Origin of the sequence: Azospirillum sp. A26, from assembly GCF_042604635.1 — a bacterium.
GTDB lineage: Bacteria > Pseudomonadota > Alphaproteobacteria > Azospirillales > Azospirillaceae > Azospirillum > Azospirillum palustre.
The window spans coordinates 2,080,192-2,099,379 of record NZ_CP170473.1; the positions used below are offsets into that span (position 1 = coordinate 2,080,192).

Annotated in this window: 22 protein-coding genes and 1 tRNA gene; 15 read left to right on the forward strand and 8 right to left on the reverse strand. The window is 66.9% G+C overall.

Translation table 11 applies throughout. The features are described from left to right. The first annotated feature begins 4 nt into the window (after nucleotides 1-4). Nucleotides 5-388: a response regulator gene (locus ABNQ39_RS23450; protein ID WP_376961032.1), complete on the forward strand. Its 384-nt coding sequence runs from the start codon at nucleotides 5-7 to the stop codon at nucleotides 386-388. Between the two features lie 148 nt (nucleotides 389-536). Here the strand turns inward: ABNQ39_RS23450 and ABNQ39_RS23455 are convergent, their stop codons facing one another. The 3 genes from ABNQ39_RS23455 to folK all read right to left on the reverse strand — a co-directional run bounded on the left by ABNQ39_RS23455 (nucleotide 537) and on the right by folK (nucleotide 2,029). Beyond that, entirely contained in the window at nucleotides 537-695 is a 159-nt protein-coding gene (locus ABNQ39_RS23455) for a hypothetical protein (RefSeq protein ID WP_167421726.1), read from the reverse strand. 294 nt (nucleotides 696-989) lie between these two features. Further along, nucleotides 990-1,397, reverse strand: coding sequence for a hypothetical protein (locus ABNQ39_RS23460; RefSeq protein ID WP_376961034.1), 408 nt, complete (start codon nucleotides 1,395-1,397; stop codon nucleotides 990-992). Between the two features lie 98 nt (nucleotides 1,398-1,495). Beyond that, a complete protein-coding gene (folK, locus tag ABNQ39_RS23465; protein WP_376961036.1) occupies nucleotides 1,496-2,029 on the reverse strand; it encodes a 2-amino-4-hydroxy-6-hydroxymethyldihydropteridine diphosphokinase in 534 nt (177 codons plus the stop codon). Nucleotides 2,030-2,247: 218 nt separating this feature from the next. Here folK and ABNQ39_RS23470 point away from each other — a divergent pair, with 218 nt between their 5' ends. The 3 genes from ABNQ39_RS23470 (at nucleotide 2,248) to ABNQ39_RS23480 (ending at nucleotide 4,106) form a co-directional block, all read left to right on the forward strand. Further along, nucleotides 2,248-2,703: a hypothetical protein gene (locus tag ABNQ39_RS23470; protein ID WP_376961038.1), complete on the forward strand. Its 456-nt coding sequence runs from the start codon at nucleotides 2,248-2,250 to the stop codon at nucleotides 2,701-2,703. Between the two features lie 161 nt (nucleotides 2,704-2,864). Further along, complete coding sequence (locus ABNQ39_RS23475) at nucleotides 2,865-3,596, forward strand: SRPBCC family protein (RefSeq protein WP_376961040.1); 732 nt, start codon at nucleotides 2,865-2,867, stop codon at nucleotides 3,594-3,596. A gap of 129 nt (nucleotides 3,597-3,725) precedes the next feature. Continuing rightward, nucleotides 3,726-4,106: a c-type cytochrome gene (locus tag ABNQ39_RS23480; protein WP_376961042.1), complete on the forward strand. Its 381-nt coding sequence runs from the start codon at nucleotides 3,726-3,728 to the stop codon at nucleotides 4,104-4,106. A gap of 120 nt (nucleotides 4,107-4,226) precedes the next feature. On the opposite strand, the gene pepN is transcribed toward ABNQ39_RS23480, so the two are convergent. Then, nucleotides 4,227-6,884, reverse strand: coding sequence for an aminopeptidase N (gene pepN, locus ABNQ39_RS23485; protein WP_376961044.1), 2,658 nt, complete (start codon nucleotides 6,882-6,884; stop codon nucleotides 4,227-4,229). 375 nt (nucleotides 6,885-7,259) lie between these two features. Between pepN and ABNQ39_RS23490 the strand changes: the two genes are divergently transcribed. Both ABNQ39_RS23490 and ABNQ39_RS23495 read left to right on the forward strand, forming a co-directional pair. Next, nucleotides 7,260-7,730, forward strand: coding sequence for a DUF488 domain-containing protein (locus ABNQ39_RS23490; RefSeq protein WP_376961046.1), 471 nt, complete (start codon nucleotides 7,260-7,262; stop codon nucleotides 7,728-7,730). 30 nt (nucleotides 7,731-7,760) lie between these two features. Beyond that, nucleotides 7,761-8,441 (forward strand): hypothetical protein, encoded by a 681-nt coding sequence (locus tag ABNQ39_RS23495; RefSeq protein ID WP_376961048.1) that lies wholly within the window; start codon nucleotides 7,761-7,763, stop codon nucleotides 8,439-8,441. A gap of 129 nt (nucleotides 8,442-8,570) precedes the next feature. Here the strand turns inward: ABNQ39_RS23495 and ABNQ39_RS23500 are convergent. The 4 genes from ABNQ39_RS23500 to erpA all read right to left on the reverse strand — a co-directional run bounded on the left by ABNQ39_RS23500 (nucleotide 8,571) and on the right by erpA (nucleotide 10,628). Then, nucleotides 8,571-8,660, reverse strand: a tRNA-Ser gene (locus ABNQ39_RS23500). Between the two features lie 85 nt (nucleotides 8,661-8,745). Next, on the reverse strand, nucleotides 8,746-9,318 hold the full coding sequence (locus tag ABNQ39_RS23505; protein ID WP_376961050.1) for a hypothetical protein: 573 nt from the start codon (nucleotides 9,316-9,318) through the stop codon (nucleotides 8,746-8,748). A gap of 130 nt (nucleotides 9,319-9,448) precedes the next feature. Then, entirely contained in the window at nucleotides 9,449-10,222 is a 774-nt protein-coding gene (xth, locus tag ABNQ39_RS23510; protein WP_376961052.1) for an exodeoxyribonuclease III, read from the reverse strand. A gap of 49 nt (nucleotides 10,223-10,271) precedes the next feature. After that, nucleotides 10,272-10,628: an iron-sulfur cluster insertion protein ErpA gene (erpA, locus tag ABNQ39_RS23515; RefSeq protein WP_376961054.1), complete on the reverse strand. Its 357-nt coding sequence runs from the start codon at nucleotides 10,626-10,628 to the stop codon at nucleotides 10,272-10,274. A 206-nt stretch (nucleotides 10,629-10,834) separates the two neighbouring features. Between erpA and ABNQ39_RS23520 the strand changes: the two genes are divergently transcribed. The 9 genes from ABNQ39_RS23520 to tatB all read left to right on the forward strand — a co-directional run bounded on the left by ABNQ39_RS23520 (nucleotide 10,835) and on the right by tatB (nucleotide 19,186). Further along, nucleotides 10,835-12,034 (forward strand): deoxyguanosinetriphosphate triphosphohydrolase, encoded by a 1,200-nt coding sequence (locus ABNQ39_RS23520; RefSeq protein ID WP_376961056.1) that lies wholly within the window; start codon nucleotides 10,835-10,837, stop codon nucleotides 12,032-12,034. A 58-nt stretch (nucleotides 12,035-12,092) separates the two neighbouring features. Further along, on the forward strand, nucleotides 12,093-13,853 hold the full coding sequence (gene argS, locus ABNQ39_RS23525) for an arginine--tRNA ligase (RefSeq protein ID WP_376961058.1): 1,761 nt from the start codon (nucleotides 12,093-12,095) through the stop codon (nucleotides 13,851-13,853). Beyond that, entirely contained in the window at nucleotides 13,850-14,935 is a 1,086-nt protein-coding gene (locus ABNQ39_RS23530) for an SPOR domain-containing protein (RefSeq protein WP_376961060.1), read from the forward strand. Before argS ends, ABNQ39_RS23530 begins: the two co-directional genes overlap by 4 nt. Continuing rightward, nucleotides 14,907-16,025 (forward strand): beta-N-acetylhexosaminidase, encoded by a 1,119-nt coding sequence (gene nagZ, locus ABNQ39_RS23535; protein WP_376961062.1) that lies wholly within the window; start codon nucleotides 14,907-14,909, stop codon nucleotides 16,023-16,025. The genes ABNQ39_RS23530 and nagZ overlap by 29 nt, the downstream gene beginning before the upstream one ends. Nucleotides 16,026-16,041: 16 nt before the next feature. Further along, nucleotides 16,042-16,719 (forward strand): site-2 protease family protein, encoded by a 678-nt coding sequence (locus tag ABNQ39_RS23540; RefSeq protein WP_376961063.1) that lies wholly within the window; start codon nucleotides 16,042-16,044, stop codon nucleotides 16,717-16,719. Nucleotides 16,720-16,730: 11 nt separating this feature from the next. Further along, complete coding sequence (locus ABNQ39_RS23545) at nucleotides 16,731-17,561, forward strand: segregation and condensation protein A (RefSeq protein ID WP_376961064.1); 831 nt, start codon at nucleotides 16,731-16,733, stop codon at nucleotides 17,559-17,561. After that, nucleotides 17,554-18,171, forward strand: a complete 618-nt coding sequence (gene scpB / locus ABNQ39_RS23550) for an SMC-Scp complex subunit ScpB (RefSeq protein WP_376961065.1) — start codon at nucleotides 17,554-17,556, stop codon at nucleotides 18,169-18,171. The genes ABNQ39_RS23545 and scpB overlap by 8 nt, the downstream gene beginning before the upstream one ends. Before the next feature lie 161 nt (nucleotides 18,172-18,332). After that, nucleotides 18,333-18,572: a twin-arginine translocase TatA/TatE family subunit gene (locus tag ABNQ39_RS23555; RefSeq protein WP_376961067.1), complete on the forward strand. Its 240-nt coding sequence runs from the start codon at nucleotides 18,333-18,335 to the stop codon at nucleotides 18,570-18,572. Between the two features lie 74 nt (nucleotides 18,573-18,646). After that, entirely contained in the window at nucleotides 18,647-19,186 is a 540-nt protein-coding gene (gene tatB, locus ABNQ39_RS23560; protein ID WP_376961069.1) for a Sec-independent protein translocase protein TatB, read from the forward strand. Nucleotides 19,187-19,188: the final 2 nt, after the last annotated feature.

Genomic DNA, 19,188 nt, shown 5'->3' on the forward strand with positions numbered 1-19,188 from the left:
CGGCATGGTGGCGAATGTTCTGATCATCGATGACGACGACGTTGCGCGTGCGGTTCTGCTCCGCACGCTGACGATGGCCGGCCATGAGGCGGTCGGTGCCAGCGACGGGGTGGAGGGGATGGAGCGGTTCCGCAGCCGTCCGGCCGACAGCCCGCTCGACCTCGTCATCACCGACATCTTCATGCCGAACCAGGAGGGGCTGGCGACGATCATGGAGCTGCGGCGCGGTGCGCCGTCGCTGAAGATCATCGCGATTTCCGGTGGCGGCGCCCGTGCGTCGCTGGATGTGCTGCCGGTGGCGGAGGCGCTGGGCGCGCACCGCACCCTGCGCAAGCCCTTCACCCCGGCCGAGGTGATGGAGGTCGTGCGCGCGGTTCTGGAGGGGTGAAGCGCCTGTCCCGGGAAAAGCGAAGCGCCGCTCTCCGAGGGGAGGGCGGCGCTTCGCTGTCGTGGGTTCCAGCCGATTTGCCTGACCGGGGCCTTATCCGGCGCCTATCTCGGGGCGTCCGTGACGCCCAGGTCAGGATTCCCGCAGGTCAGGCGGCGAGCCGCTCTTCCTGTACTCGACGGCTCCGGCGGAGGCGCTCGAAAAGCTGCTGGACACTGTCGGGGCTGATCCCATCGCGCACCATAACGGCGATCACGATCGGATCTTCGAGCAGTTCGGAAAGGGTCGGCGTCGTGTTTCGGTCCATGCGTCCCTCCCTTAGTGTCCGGCCTCCGGGTGCCGCAGCCGTCCCTGAAGGGGGATCGGCGGACGGACGAAGCCGGCAATGGCGATTGGCCTAATCCCTGCTGCGCGCTCGTCTCGGCTTTCGGTGTCCGGATTGCCTCCGGGGATATACCCCCTTCGGTCCGGATTGTGGGTCTGAAATACAATATGGCGACCATAACTCAGACGGAGTGGTATTGTCACCCGTCCTTTTGTCAACAGCCGCTATATCTTTGTGTATTCCAGTATTAGGGCGCGCGGCCGGGGGATCGGCCGCTCAGCCCTGCCCCGATCGTGCCCGCGTCAGGCTGGCGCCAGCGGTCGGGCCGCCCGAGTCGGCCGCAGGAATGGCGACATCGACCTGGACCCGCCGCACCTTGGCATGGGACAGGCACAAATCCGCGGCGCGGTCCGCCAAATAATCGGCACCGGGTACATTGGATTCGCCGCAAAGACGACGCAAGTCTTCGACAATATCCTCGTAAGACATCACCGCGGCGATGTCGTCGGGAAAGCCGGGGCCGGGATGGGTGACGGTCAACGTCAGGTCGAAACCGACCTCCGGCCGGTCGGTGCGGCCGGCGAGCGCCACCGCGGCGGCGAAGCCGCGCACCAGGATGGTGTAGGTGAGCGGCGCACCGCCCGGCTGGACCAGCAGGGTCCGTTTCACGCTATCGTCCGACAACACTCTCTCCCGGCCGGCGGGCGGGCGCCGGCATTGCAATCAGGCCGGCACTATAAGCGGTGCGGAGGCCGCTTGCCACCGCGCTTGGGCTGCCCGAATTACAGCGCTTCGGCGATGCGGACGACGGTTTCGCGACCGGGCACCTCGTCGCACAGCGCGTCGATCCGCCGGTTCAGCAGCGGGTGGACGATGTCGGCGGCGATGTCGGCCAGCGGGCAGAGAACGAAGGCGCGCTCCGCCATGCGGGGATGGGGGATCTCCAGCTCCGGCTCCGCCACCACCCGGTCGGCGTAGAGCAGGATATCGACGTCGATGGGCCGCGGGCCGAAGCGCAGGCCGCCCAGGTCGCGGCCCAGCGACGCCTCGATCTCCTTCAGGACGCGCAGCAAGGCCGCCGGGGCCAGCTCGGTGGTGCCGCGCACCGCCATGTTCAGGAAGGCCGGCTGGTCGGTCACATACATCGGCGCCGTCTCGTAGAGGGCGGACTGCGCGTCGATCCGCACCGCCTCGCCCAGCCGCCGGATCGCCTCGGCGAGGTTGGCGGCGCGGTCGCCCATATTGCCGCCGAGCGCGAGATAGACCGTCGCGGCGGAGGTCGATGAGGAGGGGGAGGGGGGCGTAAGCTCGGCCATGGCGTCGGCGGTCCCGATATGCTGGTATGGGCAGGAAGCGGAACTCCTAGCAAATCCGGGCCCGCCCGTCACTTCCGGGCCGCAGGTCCGCAGCGCCCGGCGCCCTTCGGGAACGGACGGGCAGCGGCGGGGTTTCAGCACTGTATCAACCGGTTGAGAAGAACCCGGCGATGACACGATATTCTGGTGGAGGACGAGAGATGGGCCGAAACAAGGCTATGGCAAGGACCGTGGGCACTGCGATGATCCTTCTCGGCGGCACGGCCGTCCTCCTTGCCGGCTGCGCCACCGGCCCCGACCCGGAGATCGCGCGCCGTGCCCAGACCGCCATGATCGGCATGCCCAAGGCCGACCTGCTGGCCTGCGCCGGCGTGCCGGACCGGCAGGCGACGGCGTCGGGGCGCGAATACTACACCTATGTCGCCCATCCGGCGGTGGCCTACAGCCCCGGCAGCAGCATCGGCATCGGGGCCGGCAGCTTCGGCGGCAGCGGCGGCGTCGGGCTCGGCCTCGGCTTCGGGGTGCCGGTCGGCGGCGGTACGGCTCCGGGATGCGAGGCGACGGTGGTGATCGGCCCGCGCGGCACGGTGGAGCAGGTCAGCTACCCGGCCGGCGCCTCGCTGTCGTCCTGCACGCCGATCGTCAGCACCTGCATGGCGCCGCCGCCCGGCTGACCATGCCCGCCGCGGCTTAAGACTTTGAGATGAGGCGGCCGGGGCTGTCGCGGCGCCCGGTTATGCCATATTCTCGACCGCAACCCCGGCCGCAGCCGGGGAACCGACGCCCGCAACGGGGCGCATCCAGGTTGCCACCAGGGTGGGAGGAACCACGAACCATGGACATGAGCGGAAGCCATCGGATCGAGGCCAGCCGCGACGCGGTGTGGGCGGCGCTGAACGATCCGGACATCCTGCGCCAGTGCATTCCCGGCTGCGAAGATGTGGTGCGGCAGTCCGACACCGAGATGACGGCCAAGGTCGTCGCCAAGGTCGGCCCGGTCAGCGCCAAATTCGCCGGCAAGGTCACCTTGTCGGACCTCGACCCGCCCAACGGCTACACCATCACCGGCGAAGGATCGGGCGGTGCCGCCGGCTTCGGCAAGGGCGGCGCCACGGTGACGCTGGCCGACGACGGCGGCGCCACGCTGCTCAGCTACACCGCCAAGGCCCAGGTCGGCGGCAAGCTGGCGCAGATCGGCTCCCGGCTGGTCGACGCCACCGCCCGCAAGATGGCGGAGGAGTTCTTCGCCCGCTTCACCCAGATCGTCGGCCCCGCCCCGGCCGAGGCCCCGCCGGCGGTCGAGCCCGCCGCGCTCGATGCCGCCCTGCCCGAGGCCACCGCCGCGGCGCCCCAGCCGGCTGTCCGCCCGGCCGTCTATTCCGATCCCGCCCCGGCCGCTCCCCCCACGGCGAAGCCTGCCAGCCGCATGGCGGAGGTGCCGCCGGAAATCCCGCTGCCGCTGCCGGTCGGGCGCGGCGCGGGTGTTGGCGGCGGCAATTTCTACGTGCCGTGGGCTGCACTTCTTGTGGTTGTGGTTCTGCTCGTATCGCTTGCCTGGATGAGTTGACGTGTCAGATTGTTCATTGGTCGTACGGCTGCATCAAAGGGGTTTGACACCCTTTCGGAATGTGTATGCTGCCGCGCGATTCCGGTCGGCGCCGTCGGCCGGTGGATCCATCGGAAGGGAAGCCGAAGAATGAAGAAGCTGTTGATGGGCGTTGCCGCCATCGCCGCGGTCGTGATGGGTGCCGGTGCCGCCCAGGCGGCCGATGCCGCCGCCGGCAAGGATGTCTTCAAGGTCTGCATGGCCTGCCACACCGCCGAGCAGGGCAAGAACAAGGTCGGCCCGTCGCTGTTCGGCGTCGTCGGCCGTCCGGCCGCCTCGATCGAGGGCTTCAAGTATTCCGCCCCGATGAAGGAAAAGGGCGCCGCCGGCCATGTCTGGACCGCGGAAAACCTGGACGCCTACATCAAGGCGCCGAAGGAAATCGTCCCGGGCGGCACGATGGCCTTCGCCGGCCTGAAGGACGACGCCAAGCGCGCCGACCTGATCGCCTTCCTGTCCGAGCAGAAGTAAGGCCGCTGCCCCCCGGTCCGGCGGCCGGGGGACGCTGCGGACGGCGAAAGGGCCGGTGGCGATGCCACCGGCCCTTTGCTTTTCCCCTTCCGTTTGGGAATAGTCCTTTGGTTCCGAGTCTCAGCCGGCGGCGGCCAGGCTCTTGCTCGCGACCTCGTAGACGTCCGGCGACAGGCCCGACGTGGCGACGATCCGCTGCAGTTCGGCCTTCATCAGCCCCTGACGGGCCGCGTCATAGCGCCGCAGACGGGAGAAGGGACCCATCAGACGGGCCGCAACCTGGGGATTCATCGGGTCCAGACGCAGCACCTGATCGGCGAGGAAGCGGTAGCCGGCACCGCTCGCGTCATGGAAGCGGACCGGGTTGCCGTTGGCGAAGCCGCCGATCAGCGCATAGACCTTGTTCGGGTTCCGGATCTCGAAGGCCGGATGGCCGAGCAGGGCGGTGACGCGGGCCAGCGTGTCGGCGCGGTTGGACATCGCCTGCACGCCGAACCACTTGTCGACCACCAGCGCCTCGCCCTTCCAGCGGGCGTAGAAGTCGGCCAGCGCCTTTTCCCCTTCCGGCGAAGTGGCGTTGGACAGGAACTGCAACGCCGCGATCTCGTCGGTCATGCCCTGGGCGGTGCGGTACTGCGTCAGGCAGAGGTCGAGCGCCTCATCGTCCTCCAGCGCCATCAGATAGGCAAGGCAGAGGTTCTTCAGCGCCCGCTTGCCGATGGCGTCGGCATCGACGGAGAAGGGCTCCTGGCTGCTGTTGCGGCGGTAGAGGTCGAGGAAGCGCGCCCGCAGGCGCCCGGCCATCGTCTTGCGCGCGAATTCCCGCACCGCATGGATGGCGTCGGGATCGACCACCGGCATCTGGGTGCCGAGATAGGCCTCGGTCGGCAGCACCAGCGCCTGCGCGGCGAAGGCGGGATCGCGCTCCGCATCGTCCAGGATCTTGGCGAAGGCGTCGGCATAGCCCTCCGGCAGCACCAGATCGCGGCCGGCCTGCTTGTCGGCGACGAGGCCGAGCAGGATGCGGGTGCCGAGGATCTGGCCGGCTTCCCACCGGTTGAAGGCATCGCTGTCGTGCGCCATCAGGAAGGTGAGGTCGGCGTCGGTCAGGTCGGTCTTCAGCTTCACCGGGGCGGAGAAGCCGCGCAGCAGCGACGGCACCGGCCGGGCGGCGATGTCGCGGAAGGTGAAGCTCTGGCTTTCCGCCGTCACATGCAGGATGCGGCTGTTGCCGGCGGCCTCTTCCTCGCCGTCCAGGCGCAGCGGCAGATCCTGGCCGTCGGGGCCGAGCAGGCCGACGACCAGCGGGATGTGCATCGGCTGCTTGGTCGGCTGGCCCGGCGTCGGCGGCACCGTCTGCCTGACCGTCAGGGTGAAGGTCTTGGCCGCCGCATCATGGCTGCCGGCGATGTCGAGTTCGGGCGTGCCTGACTGGCGGTACCAGAGCTGGAACTGGGTCAGGTCGACGCCGCTGGCATCGGCCATGGCGGCGACGAAATCGTCGCAGGTCACCGCCTGCCCGTCATGGCGCTGGAAGTAGAGATCGGTGCCCTTGCGGTAGTTTTCCGGTCCCAGCAGGGTGTGGATCATGCGGATGACTTCCGCACCCTTGTTGTAGACGGTCGGGGTGTAGAAGTTGTTGATCTCGACATAGCTGTCCGGGCGCACCGGATGGGCCATGGCGCCGGCATCTTCCTGGAACTGCACGGTGCGCAGCCCCTGGACATCGGCGATGCGCTTCACCGCGCGGGAATGCATGTCGGCCGAGAATTCCTGGTCGCGGAAGACGGTCAGCCCTTCCTTCAGCGACAGCTGGAACCAGTCGCGGCAGGTGACGCGGTTGCCGGTCCAGTTGTGGAAATACTCGTGCGCGACCACCGCCTCGATGTTGAGGAAGTCGGTGTCGGTCGCGGTTTCCGGCTTGGCCAGGATGTATTTGGTGTTGAAGACGTTGAGCGACTTGTTTTCCATCGCCCCCATGTTGAAGTCGCCGACCGCGACGATGTTGAAGATGTCGAGGTCGTATTCCAGCCCATAGACCTCCTCATCCCAGCGCATCGACTTGATCAGCGAGCGCATGGCGTGGTCGATCTTGTCCTCGTTCCCCGGCTCGACATAGATGCGCAGCGTCACGTCGCGGCCCGACGCGGTGCGGAAGCGGTCCTCGCCATGGACGAGGCTGCCGGCGACCAGCGCGAACAGGTAGCAGGGCTTGGGGAAAGGGTCCTCCCAGCGCGCCCAGTGGCGCCCGCCCTCGAGATCGCCGGACTCGGCCAGATTGCCGTTGGACAGCAGCACCGGATAGCGCGCCTTATCGGCGGTGATGGTGGTGCTGTAGCGCGCCATCACGTCCGGCCGGTCGGCGAAATAGGTGATCTTGCGGAAGCCTTCCGCCTCGCATTGCGTGCAGAAGTTGCCGGAGGACTTGTAGAGCCCTTCCAACGCGGTGTTCTCCTGCGGCTTGATGCGGACGATGGTTTCCAGCTTATAGCTGGCCGGCACCTCCAGCACGATCAGGTGATCGGGGGTGACGGTGTATTCGTCCGGCCCCAGAGTGCGGCCGTCCAGCGCCACCGACACCAGATCCAGCCTCTGCCCGTCGAGCGACAGCGGCTCCGTCGCCGCCTCCGGCCGGTCGGGATTGCGGCGGATCGCGAGCACCGCGCGGACGGTGGTGACATCCTCGCCCAGGTCGACGAACAGGTCGACCGTGTCGATCAGATGCGCCGGCGGGCGATAGTCCTGAAGCCGGATGGCCTTCGGCGTGCCTTTGTCCATGTGCCTTGTCTCTGGTCTGTGTCTGTCTTGCGGATCAAGCCGTTCGGGACAGGTCCGAGGAACAGGGACTGTAGCAAGGCGGGGGGTGGGTTGTCTTCCGTAGGAAAGGTGGTGGGAATGGGGGTGGGGGCTGGCAGCGTACATAGCGCAGTTTGGAAACGTTTGATGATTGAAGCGCGTTTGACGCGTCCGCTCTGATGTCGCTTTTGAAGCTCACATACCCCTGATTTTTGCAGGTTTATATTGCAGTTGATCACAGGTGGAAAACGATTCCCTCGAACTCCCAATCTGGTCTAAAAACGCATATCGGTAAATTTCCTGTTTCGGCATCATGCGCGTTCGCGCAGTAACGACCGCGAAGTGTGTAGGGCCATTATGGTGGGGCAAGTGACAGCTAATACACTATTTACGATTGGCTATGAGGGTGCGGTCGTAGATGATTTCATAGCTACCTTGCTTAAGGTCGGCGTCCAAACGGTCATTGATATTCGAGATATCCCCGTATCCCGTCGTCGCGGATTCTCAAAGTCTGCATTATCACGACACTGTGTGGATCAAGGGCTGACATATGTTCACCTACGCCCCCTCGGAGATCCGAAAGAGGGGCGAGAGGCGGCGAGAGCAGGCCGATATGAACAGTTCCATACGATCTTCTCAACACATCTTGGCACGCTTAGCGCGCAGAGCGCATTGAGTGAAGCGATCAAGATTGCGAGCGATAGCATCTCCTGTCTACTATGCTACGAGCGGGATCACCGCTTCTGCCACCGAAACATTGTGGCGGGTGAGATGAAAAGGCTCGGAGCGTTCACCTTGAAGCACATTGGAGTGCCGCAGGGCAGGTAACAGCCGATTCCTATTTGAGGAAGGCTGACGATGGAAAGTGATTTAAAGTCAGGGGAAGCAGAGGCCGTTATTTTAATCAAAGCCTCACCTCAAGTGGGGCAAAAGCATGGTGAGACCGTCTGCTGTGCAGCATTAGACATTTACGGGCAATGGCTAAGACTCTATCCTGTCTCATTTCGCTACTTAGAAGATGGTAAAAAATTTTCCCGCTGGGATACAATTCGCTTTCGCTGGCGTCTACCGGATGATGATCGGCGCTTGGAATCACGCAGGATTGACCAAGATACTTTGTCTATTGTTGGATGTTTAAAGCCATCCGAACGTCAGAAATTTCTATCTCGCGTGATCGTAACTAGCTTAGACCGTGAACGTGAAGTGGGAAGAAGTCTTGCTCTTTTAAAAGCTGAAATTCGAGATTTTCGTTATGAGAAAAAGACTGCTGAGGAACTCGCTATCGAAAAAGGAAAATTTGATAAACTTCGAGCGCAAAAGGACATGTTTAATAGTAAAGATCTGATTCCGTACGAACCCTGCCCGTATCGTTTCAAATATCGATATAAAACAGACGATGGGAACCGCGATGGAACATGCCAGGATTGGGAGCTTGAGGCAACTTATTATAACTGGTCTCGGAAGTACGGGGAAAAATCTACTTTAGAAAAATACAAAAAACCTTTGGTGAAATATATCCTCGGGACGGAATGCTTTTAGCAATGGGGACGCATTCTGTTTATCCAGATCGCTGGCTTATTAACGGTGTAATTCGCTTAAGTGATATACAGCAGATGAGTCTGCTTTGAATGCAGCGCAGCGTTATTGGCTGAATATTTTCTGGTGCAATGGCGGAAGAGGTGGGATTCGAACCCACGGTAGGCTCACACCTACGACGGTTTTCAAGACCGTTGCCTTAAACCACTCGGCCACTCTTCCCTCGGCCCACGGGAGTAGCGAATGCGTCGCGGTGGGTCAAGTGTCGCGCGCAAACTGCTGCGATTTGCCCCTCAGTTGCGGGCCATCAGTTCCGGATCGGGCGGCCCAGCGTGCGCAGGCGGCGGGTCGGTTTCGGCGGGCTGGGGCTGTCGGAGAAGTCGGGCAGGCTGGGGGCGCGGGCTATCGTCTTGCGGATCAGCTCGGCCGTGGCGTCCAGATCGTCGAGAATCTCCGGCGCGATGCGGTCGGCGTAGCGGGGGCTCAGCAGGCGGGTGCGGGTCTGGTCGATGCTGCGCAGTTCGGGCTCGAACAGCTCGCGGGCGCCGATGGGAAGAACCTGATCCTGGCGCATGCTGGAGAAGTAATTGCGCATTGTGCGGGCCAGCATGCGGGTCAGCAGAAGGTCCATCCGCTCGAACTCGGCGCGCAGGTCGCTGAGGCGCGACTCGTCCACGCCCTGGAGATGCTCCTCGGTCAGGGTGAACAGGGCGCGGATTTCCTCCAGCTTGCGGCGGAAGTCGAGGAAGGAGGCGAAGCGGTCGTCGCCCATGTCGCGCTGGGCGCGGTCGGCAAGCTGGGAGGCTTCGGTCGCCTGGCGCTCCAATGCCGCCAGCAGAGACTTCACCCGTTCCCGGCTGTTGTTGCGCCGCCACGCCATGCCCGCTCCGCACTTCCCCGATGACTGCTCCGGCCCGTTTTTCGGCGGGGCGGCGCGGTCATCGTAGAAGCGAAACTTTTAACAAAATGCTTTTGTCACGGACTTTCCACATCCAGCGCACTTGTGCCGCTCAGGCGTCGCGCAGCTCCAGGATCACCGGGGTGTGGTCGGAGGCCTTTTCCAGCCCGCGCGGGCCGCGGTCGATGGTGCAGCCGGCCAGACGGTCGGCGGCCTGCGGCGACAGCAGGAAATGGTCGATGCGCAGGCCGTTGTCGCGCGGCCAGCTGCCGGCCTGATAATCCCAGAAGGTATAGGCGCGGTCGTCGTCATGCAGGGCGCGGTAGGCCTCGGTCAGGCCGAGATTCAGCAGGGCGCGGAACTTGGCCTTCGACTCCGGGCGGAACAGCGCGTCGCCGGCAAAGGCCTGCGGCGAGAAGACGTCGCGCGCCTCGGGGATGATGTTGTAGTCGCCGCCCAGCACCACCGGGATTTCCTGTGCCAGCAGCGTGCGGGCGTGGTCGTACAGCCGGTCCATCCAGCGCAGCTTGTAGGCGAACTTCTCGCCCGGCACCGGGTTGCCGTTGGGCAGGTAGAGCGAGGCGATGCGCACGCCGGACACCGTGGCCTCGACATAGCGGGCCTGTTCGTCCTCCGGCTCGCCCGGCAGGCGGGTCAGCACGTCTTCCGCCGGGGCCTTCGACAGCAATGCTACGCCATTGTAGGCCTTCTGCCCGACGGCGTTGACGTGGTAGCCAAGCTCCTCGAAGGCCGCGGCGGGGAAAGCGGCGGTCTCGCATTTGATTTCCTGGAAGAGCACGACGTCCGGGGACGCCGTGCGCAGCCAGTCGGTGATCAGCGGAAGGCGGGCCTTCGCCGAGTTGACGTTCCAGGTGGCGATCTTCACGAAACAGGCCTGCCTTCTTTTCTTGGTCTTCCGGTCTCAGACCGCGGCCTTATACCGCGAACGAGTTGCCGCAGCCGCAGGACGCGGTGGCGTTCGGGTTCTTGATCTGGAAGGCGGCGCCCATCAGGTCCTCGACATAATCCAGCGTCGCGCCGGCCAGCAGGTCGAGCGAGGCGTCGTCGGTGACCACCTTCGTGCCGTCCTTCTCGAAGACATGGTCCTCGTCGGTCGCGGTCTCGTCGAAGGTGAAGCCGTACTGGAAGCCGGAGCAGCCGCCGCCGGACACGGTCAGGCGCAGCATCAGTTTGGGATTGCCCTCCTGCTCGATCAGGAAGGCGACGCGCCTGGCGGCGCTTTCGCTGACGCCGAGGATGCGGGTTTCGGTGGGGAGCGCGGTGTCGGGCATGGGATGGCCCCTCTGGTGCGGTGCGGGAGTTGCCACAAATGTAAGGGGGATCGGGGCCCACGTCAAAGTATGGGCCGCCAAAGTATGGGCACCGTTGCGGGAAAGCGTTGCGCATCTGGCACGCTCATCCGCCGGCTGGGCCGGTGCCTGGGCATAGCACGCCTTCGCCGTTGCACCTGCCATTCCCCGCCGGTAGTGTCCGCCCCATGATGGCGGACTGTTCCCACGATCGGCTGGCTCCCTATGGCTGCAACCCGGCGGACACGCGCGGGCGGCTGGTGGCGGAGCCGGAAAGCCCGACGCGCTCGTGCTTCCAGCGCGACCGCGACCGCATCGTGCATTCCGGGGCCTTCCGCCGGCTGAAGCACAAGACGCAGGTCTTCGTCTATCACGAGGGCGACTATTACCGCACCCGGCTGACCCACAGCCTGGAGGTGGCGCAGATCGCCCGCTCGATCAGCCGCACGCTGGGCCTGAACGAGGATCTGGCGGAGGCGGTGGCGCTCGCCCACGACCTCGGGCACACGCCCTTCGGCCATGCCGGGGAAGAGGCGCTGAACGCCTGCATGGAGCCGTTCGGCGGCTTCGCCCACAACGACCAGACCCTGCGCATCCTGACGCGGCTGGAGCGGCGCTATGCCGAGTTCGACGGGCTGAACCTGACCTGGGAAGCGCTGGAGGGCGTGGTCAAGCACAACGGCCCGCTGTTGCCGCTGCTGCCCGGCCATCGCCTGCCGACCACCATCGCCGCCTTCCTGGGCGAGTGGGATCTGGAGCTGGACACCAATCCGGGGGCCGAAGCCCAGGTGGCGGCGCTGGCCGACGACATCGCCTACAACAACCACGACATCGACGACGGGCTGCGCGCCGGCCTGTTCACGGTGGACGAGGTGGCGGAACTGCCGCTGGTCGGCCCGCTGGTGCGCGAGGTCTGCGACCGCTATCCGGGTCTGGAGCGCTCGCGCCTGATCCACGAGACGATCCGGCGGATGATCAACGCCATGGTCGTCGATCTGGTGACGGAGACGCGGCGGCGGCTGGCGGAGCACAGGCCGGGCAGTGCGGCCGAACTGCGCGCTCTGCCGCTGGCGATGGTGAGCTTCTCCGACGGGATGTTGGAGGCGCAGCGGCCCTTGCGCGCCTTCCTGCGCCAGCGCATGTACCGGCACTATCGCGTCAACCGCGAGATGAGCAAGTGCAAGCGCGTGGTGCGCGCCCTGTTCCAACTGTTCATGGACGAGCCCAACACCCTGCCGACCGAATGGCAGCGCGACATCGCCAAGAATGGGGGCGACGCCGATCTTGCGGTGCGCGCCCGTCATGTGGCCGACTATATCGCCGGCATGACCGACCGCTACGCGCTGGCCGAACATGACCGGCTGTTCGACCTGCATGTGAAGACCTGAAACGTGAAGACCTGAGCCGTCAGGCTCCTGCGACCTCCTGAAAAGACGACCTGAGACGATGAATATTTTCAAGGCCTTCGAGACCGATATTCGCAAGCTGCTGGAAGAGCTGGCTGCCGAGGGTGCCATCCCCGCCGGGCTGGACGGCAGCCGTCTGACGGTCGAGCCGCCGCGCGAGGCCTCGCATGGCGACCTGTCCACCAACGCCGCGATGATCCTGGCGAAGCCGGCGAAGATGGCGCCGCGCGCGCTGGCGGAACTGCTGGTCGCCAAGCTGAAGGGCCGCGCCGACGTGGCGTCGGTCGAGATCGCCGGTCCGGGCTTCGTCAACCTGCGCCTGACGCCGGATGTCTGGCGCGACCGCATCCGCGACGTGCTGACCGCCGGCACCGCCTATGGCGACAGCGAACTGGGGGCCAACACTCCGGTCAATGTGGAGTATGTGTCGGCCAACCCGACCGGCCCGCTGCATGCTGCCCATGGCCGCGGCGCGGTGTTCGGCGACGCACTGGCAGCACTGCTGCAGAAGGCCGGCTATGCCGTCACCCGCGAATACTACATCAACGATGCCGGCGCGCAGGTCGACGTGCTCGGCCGCTCCACCTTCATCCGCTACCGCGAGGCGCTGGGCGAGCAGGTCGGCGAGATCCCGGCCGGCCTTTATCCCGGCGAATATCTGAAGGAGGTCGGTCAGGCCCTGGCCGAGCGTGACGGCAACCGCTGGGTCGGCACCGAGGAGTCCGAATGGCTGCCGGCCTGCCGCGACTTCGCCATCGGCATGATCATGGGCTGGATCCGCGAGGATCTGGGCGCTCTCGGCGTCACAATGGACGTCTATAGCAGCGAGCGCGCCCTGGTGACGGCGGGTGCCGTCCAGACGGCGCTGGCGGCGCTGGAGGAACGCGGCCTGATCTACACCGGCGTGCTGGAGCCGCCGAAGGGCAAGAAGCCCGACGATTGGGAGCCGCGCCCGCAGACCCTGTTCAAGTCCAGCGACTTCGGCGACGACGTCGACCGGCCGCTGAAGAAGTCCGACGGCTCCTTCACCTATTTCGCCAACGACATCGCCTATCACTACGACAAGTACCGGCGCGGTGCCGCATCGCTGATCGACGTGCTGGGCGCCGACCATGGCGGCTACGTCAAGCGCATGCAGGCGGCGACGCGGGCGATTTCCGGCGGTGAGGCGGAGCTGGACGTGAAGCTGTGCCAGCTGGTCCATCTGATGCAGAACGGCCAGCCGGTGAAGATGTCCAAGCGCGCCGGCACCTTCGTGACGCTGCGCGACGTCATCGATCAGGTCGGCCGGGACGTGGTCCGCTTCATCATGCTGACCCGCCGCAACGACCAGACGCTGGACTTCGACTTCGCCAAGGTGACGGAGCAGTCGAAGGACAACCCGGTCTTCTACGTGCAGTATGCCCACGCCCGTTGCCGCTCGGTGCTGCGCCATGCCGCGACCGCCCTGCCGCAGCTGAACCAGACGCCGGCCTCGCTCGCCGCCGCGGCGAACCTCGCCCGGCTGGACAGCGAAGAGGAGATGGCGCTGGCCAAGCGGATGGCCACCTGGCCGCGCGTGGTCGAGGCGGCGGCCGAGGCGCATGAGCCGCACCGCATCGCCTTCTTCCTCTACGACCTCGCCAGCGACTTCCATGCTCTGTGGAACCGGGGCCGCGACGACGCCTCGCTGCGCTTCCTGATCGAGGGCGATGCGGAGCTGACGACGGCCCGTCTGGCGCTGATCGCCGCGGTGGCGACGGTCATCGCCTCGGGCCTGACGGTGATGGGCGTGGAACCGGTGGAGGAATTGCGTTCATGAAGTACGACGGCGACGTCAACTACGCGGCCAATCCCTATGGGATGCCGCCCCGACAGTCCGCGAACAGACGCGGGCTGCTGGCGCTCGGCTTCGCCGTGGTCGGCGTCGTGACGTTCGCCGGTGCGGCGGTGATCGGGCTGCGCGGCCCGTCGCGGCTGTCCGGCGACGGGCCGCCGCTGCTGACCGCGGAGGCCGGCCCGTCCAAGGCCCGTCCCGACCAGCCGGGCGGGATGGAGGTGCCGCATCAGGACATCCTGGCCTATGAGCGGCTGCGCGACCATGACGGCGGCCGCGGCAATCAGGTGGAACGGCTGCTGCCGCCGCCGGAGGTGCCGCTGCCGCGCCCGGTGGTGACGCCGCAGATGCCGGCCGTGGTGCCGCTGCCCTCGGTGCCGTCGGTGGCCCAGCTGCCGCCGGGCGCCACCGCCACCGTCCCGCGCGACAGCGTTGCCGCGGCGGTCGCGGCGGCGGCTCCGCTGGCGCCGCCGGAACCGGTGCCGGGTCTGCCCGCCGCCACCTCGACGGCGGTCGCTCCGGCCCCGGCGGCGCAGGCCCCGGCCATCCAAACCCCAGCCCTCCAGACGCCGCTCAGCGTCGCCGCCAAGCCGCAGCAGCCCCCGGCCGCTCCGGCCAAGCCGGCTCCGCAACAACAGGTCGCGTCGGTCGCCAAGCCTCCCGCCCCGCCGGCGCAGCAGAACGCTGCCCCGTCGATGGGCCAGTTGATCGCCAAGCTGGAAGCGGCCTCGATGCCGGCCGCTCCGGCCAAGGCCGCGCCCCAGCCGGCCAAGCCCGCGGCGGGGTCCGCTCCCACCTCCGCCCCGGCGGCCGGTGGCAGCGGCGGCTGGCGTGTCCAGCTGGCCTCGGTACGCAGCGAGGGCGAGGCCGCGGCCGAATGGCGCCGCCTTGCCGGCCGCCATCCCGACGCGCTCGGCGGGCTGTCGATGCAGGTCGCCAAGGTCGATCTGGGCGAGAAGGGCATCTTCTATCGGGTGCAGGGTGCCGGCGCCGACGAGTCGCGGGCAAAGTCGGCCTGCGCCCAGCTGCGCGCGCAAAATGTGGGGTGTGTGGTTGTCCGTCCCTAATTGTTCTGGCCCTGATTCTTCCGGCCCCGATTCCGTTGGACTTGAGTCTGTGAGTTCCACCCAGGTCTCCCACCCGCGCGCGGTCGTCTTCGGCTGCGCCGGGCTGGAGGTGACGGCCGACGAGGCCGCCTTCTTCCGTGACGCCGATCCGCTCGGCTTCATCCTGTTCCGCCGTAACTGCGACAGCCGCGATCAGATGCGCCGGCTGGTCGACGATCTGCGCGCCAGCGTCGGCCGGGCCGACGCCCCGGTCCTGATCGACCAGGAGGGCGGCCGGGTCGCGCGCATGCGCACGCCGCACTGGCCGGCCCATCCGCCGATGGGCGCGATCGGCGCGCTGGGCGAACGCGATGCCGCCGCCGGGCGCGAAGCGGCCTGGATCAATGGCCGGCTGCTCGCCCACATGCTGACGGAGGTCGGCATCACGGTGGATTGCGCGCCGGTCTGCGACGTTCCGGTGGAGGGCGCGCACGACATCATCGGCGACCGCGCCTTCTCGCGCGACCCAGCATTGGTGATCGACCTCGCCCGCGCCACCGCCGACGGGCTGCTGGCCGGCGGGGTGCTGCCGGTGATCAAGCACATCCCCGGCCATGGCCGCGCCTTCGCCGACAGCCATGCCGAGCTGCCGGTGGTCGAGGCCGGCCGCGCCGCGCTGGAGGCGACCGACTTCGCCCCCTTCCGCGCGCTGGCCGACCTGCCGCTGGCGATGGTGGCGCATGTGGTGCTGAAGGCCATCGACCCGACCGCCCCCGCCAGCACCTCGGCGATTGTGGTGCGCGAGGTGGTGCGCGGGCCGTCGATCGGCTTCGGCGGCCTGCTGTTCAGCGACGATTTGTCGATGAACGCGCTGCGGGGCGACCCGAGGGCGCGGGCTGAAGCGGTGCTGGCGGCCGGCATGGATGTTGTGCTCCACTGCAACGGCGATCTGGCCGAGATGCGGTCGATCCTCGGTGCCGTTCCGCTGCTGAGCGGGGTGGCGGCGGAGCGCTGGGCGCGGGCGGAAGCGATGCGCCACGCGCCGGAACCGGCGGACATCGCGGCTTTGACCAACCGGCTGGCCGAGCTTCTCGGCACGGCGCAGACCTGACGGACGGGAGCGGACGATGGAGGAATGGCTCTTCCAGGTGACGGCCGTGGCCCTGCCGGCCATCCTCGCCATCACCCTGCATGAGGCGGCGCACGGCTTCGTCGCTTGGCGGCTGGGCGACGACACTGCCTATCGGCTGGGGCGCGTCACCTTCAACCCGATCCGTCACATCGACCCGTTCGGCACGGTGCTGCTGCCGGCGCTGATGTATTTCACCACCGGCTTCGTCTTCGGCTGGGCCAAGCCGGTGCCGGTCAATTTTGCCCGGCTGGACCATCCGCGCCGCGACATGGTGTGGGTGGCGCTGGCCGGTCCGGGGACCAACTTCCTGCTGGCGGTGGCCTCGGCAGTGATCTGGCGGCTGGTCAATCCGGAAAACAGCTATATCGAGCTGTGGATCCGCTCCGCCGCCGAGGTCTCGGTCCTGGTCAACGTCATCCTGATGGTGTTCAACCTGATCCCGCTGCCGCCGCTGGACGGCGGTCGCGTCGCGGTCGGCATCCTGCCCGATGTCCTGGCGGTGCCGCTGGCGAAGCTGGAGCGCTTCGGGCTGCTGATCCTGATGGCGGCCTTCTTCCTGCTGCCGATGCTGGGGCGCCAGATCGGCATGGACCTCAGCGTCATGCATTGGGTGCTGGGTCCGCCCGTCGATGCGGTGATCGACTTCATCCGCGTCCTGACCGGCAACGACTGATAGGGTATCGAATGGCCGATCTGCTGGCCGAACGCGAGGCCGACACCTCTGCAATCGCGGAGGAGTCGGCGTCCGAACAGCTGTTGCTGGTTCTGGACGGCTTCGAGGGGCCGCTCGACATGCTGCTGGCGCTGGGGCGCGACCAAAAGGTCGACCTGACGCGCATCTCCATCCTGGAACTGGCCGACCAGTATCTCCGCTTCGTGGCGGAGGTGCGGAAATTGCGGCTGGAGCTGGCCGCCGACTATCTGGTGATGGCGGCATGGCTGGCCTATCTGAAGTCGCGGCTGCTGCTGCCCGAGCCGGAGGGGGAGGAGCCGTCCGGCGAGGACATGGCGGCGGCGCTCGCCTTCCAGCTCCAGCGGCTGGAAGCGATGAAGGGCGTCGCCGAAAAGCTGTTCGCCCGCCCGCGGCTGGGCATCGACCTCCACCCGCGCGGCGCGCCGGAGGATCTGGACCTGCGCCGCAAGTCGGTCTACGAGGTCACGCTGTTCGACCTGCTGCGCGCTTACGGCCAGCAGCGCGCCCGCAAGGAATCCGGCGTCCTGCACATCGCCCCGGTGCGCCTCTATTCGATGGAAGAGGCGGTGCGGCGCCTGTCCTCGCTGCTGGGCCGCATGCCGGACTGGGCGACGCTGGCGAGCTTCCTGCCGGGCGGGGAGGGCGGCGGGCTGCTGACCCGCTCAGCGCTCGCCGCGCATTTCGCCGCGACGCTGGAACTGGCCAAGGCCGGACGGGTGGAACTGCGGCAGGAGAGCGCCTTCGCTCCGCTCTATGTCCGCGGGCGGGCTCCCGGTTCCCAGGACAGCGACATTTCGGAAGAAGCGCAATCGCATGATTAAGGAAGTCACCGACGCCCACGAGGCGGAGGCCCGCATCGGCAAGCTGCGCCTGCTGGAAGCCCTGCTGTTCGCCTCAAGCGAGCCGCTGGACGAGGAGACGCTGGCCGGCCGCATCGGGCCGGAGGTCGGCCTGCTGCTGGAGGAGTTGCGCGCCCATTACGCCCCGCGGGGCGTCAATCTGGTGCGCACCGGCGGCGGCTGGGCCTTCCGCACCGCGGTCGATCTGGCACCGGAACTGCGGCGCGAGGAGGAGGTGTCGCGCAAGCTCTCCCGCGCGGCCATCGAGACGCTGGCGATCATCGCCTACCACCAGCCGGTGACCCGCGGCGAGATCGAATCCATCCGCGGCGTCGCGACCAGCAAGGGCACGCTGGACCTGCTGATGGAGCATGGCTGGATCCGGCCGGGCAAGCGGCGGGAGACGCCGGGCCGGCCGCTGACCTGGATCACCACCGACCATTTCCTCGACCATTTCGGGCTGGAGACCTTGCGCGACCTGCCCAGCGTCGACGACCTGCGCGCCGCCGGCCTGCTGGACAGCCGTCCAGTGCTGCTGGGGCTGGGGGCGACGGCCGACGACAGCGCGCTCGGGACGGGCGACGAGACGTAAGCCGCAGGCGGGGGCTCGGTTTTTCTCGGGCGCCCACGCGAATTCCCGTGAAACCTCAATGACAACCGGTTAAGGATGGTGGGGCGAACGTTGCGGCACTCCGGCCTTTCTGCCATAGTGCCGGCCCGCCGCAAAGGCCGTTCAAACGTGATAGGCGCGCCATGGGTTCTTTCAGCATCTGGCACTGGATCATCGTTCTTCTGATCGTTCTTCTGCTGTTCGGCGCCGGTAAGCTGCCGAAGGTGATGGGCGATCTTGCCAAGGGCGTGAAGTCCTTCAAGGCTGGGTTGCAGGACGACAGCGACGACGCCACTCCCGGCGCCAACGCCAAGACCATTCCGAACCAGCCGGCCAACACGGCCGAAGCCGCGGCCAAGAAGGACGAGGCGGTCCGCAGCTAACCGGCAGGCGCGCGGCCGACCCTACCAGGCGCCGCACGCCACCCTGCCCACCGCATTCGTGAAGCCGGAAGAACATGTTCGACATCGCTTGGTCCGAACTGATGGTGATCGCCGTCATCGCGCTTGTGGTCATTGGACCCAAGGATCTGCCCAAGGCGATCTTCACGCTCGGCAAATGGGTGCGTAAGGCGCGGGTCGTCGCCCGCGAATTCCAGACCCACATCGACGACATGATGCGGGAAACCGAGTTGGACGAGCTTCGCAAGGAAGCGCTGAAGACCCGCGACCTGAACATCAAGAAGATGATGGAGGACACCATCGACCCGAAGGGGGAGGTGGGCAAGGCCTTCGACGCCAAGGAATTCGATGTGGGCCTGAACGGCCATGCCGGCAGCACGCCGGAACCGGACCTGCCCCAGGCGCCAACCCCGGAGCCGCTGACACCGGCTGCTCCGGCGGTGACGGACAGCGTGGGGCCGGCCGGCGCGCCGTCGCCGATCACGACCTCGCCGATCACCACCGAACCCGCTCCGCCGGCCCCGGTGCCGCAGCCCGCTCCGGCCCCGCGGCCGGACGTCGTGGCCGCCGCCCAGCCGACCGACAAGCAGACCTGAAG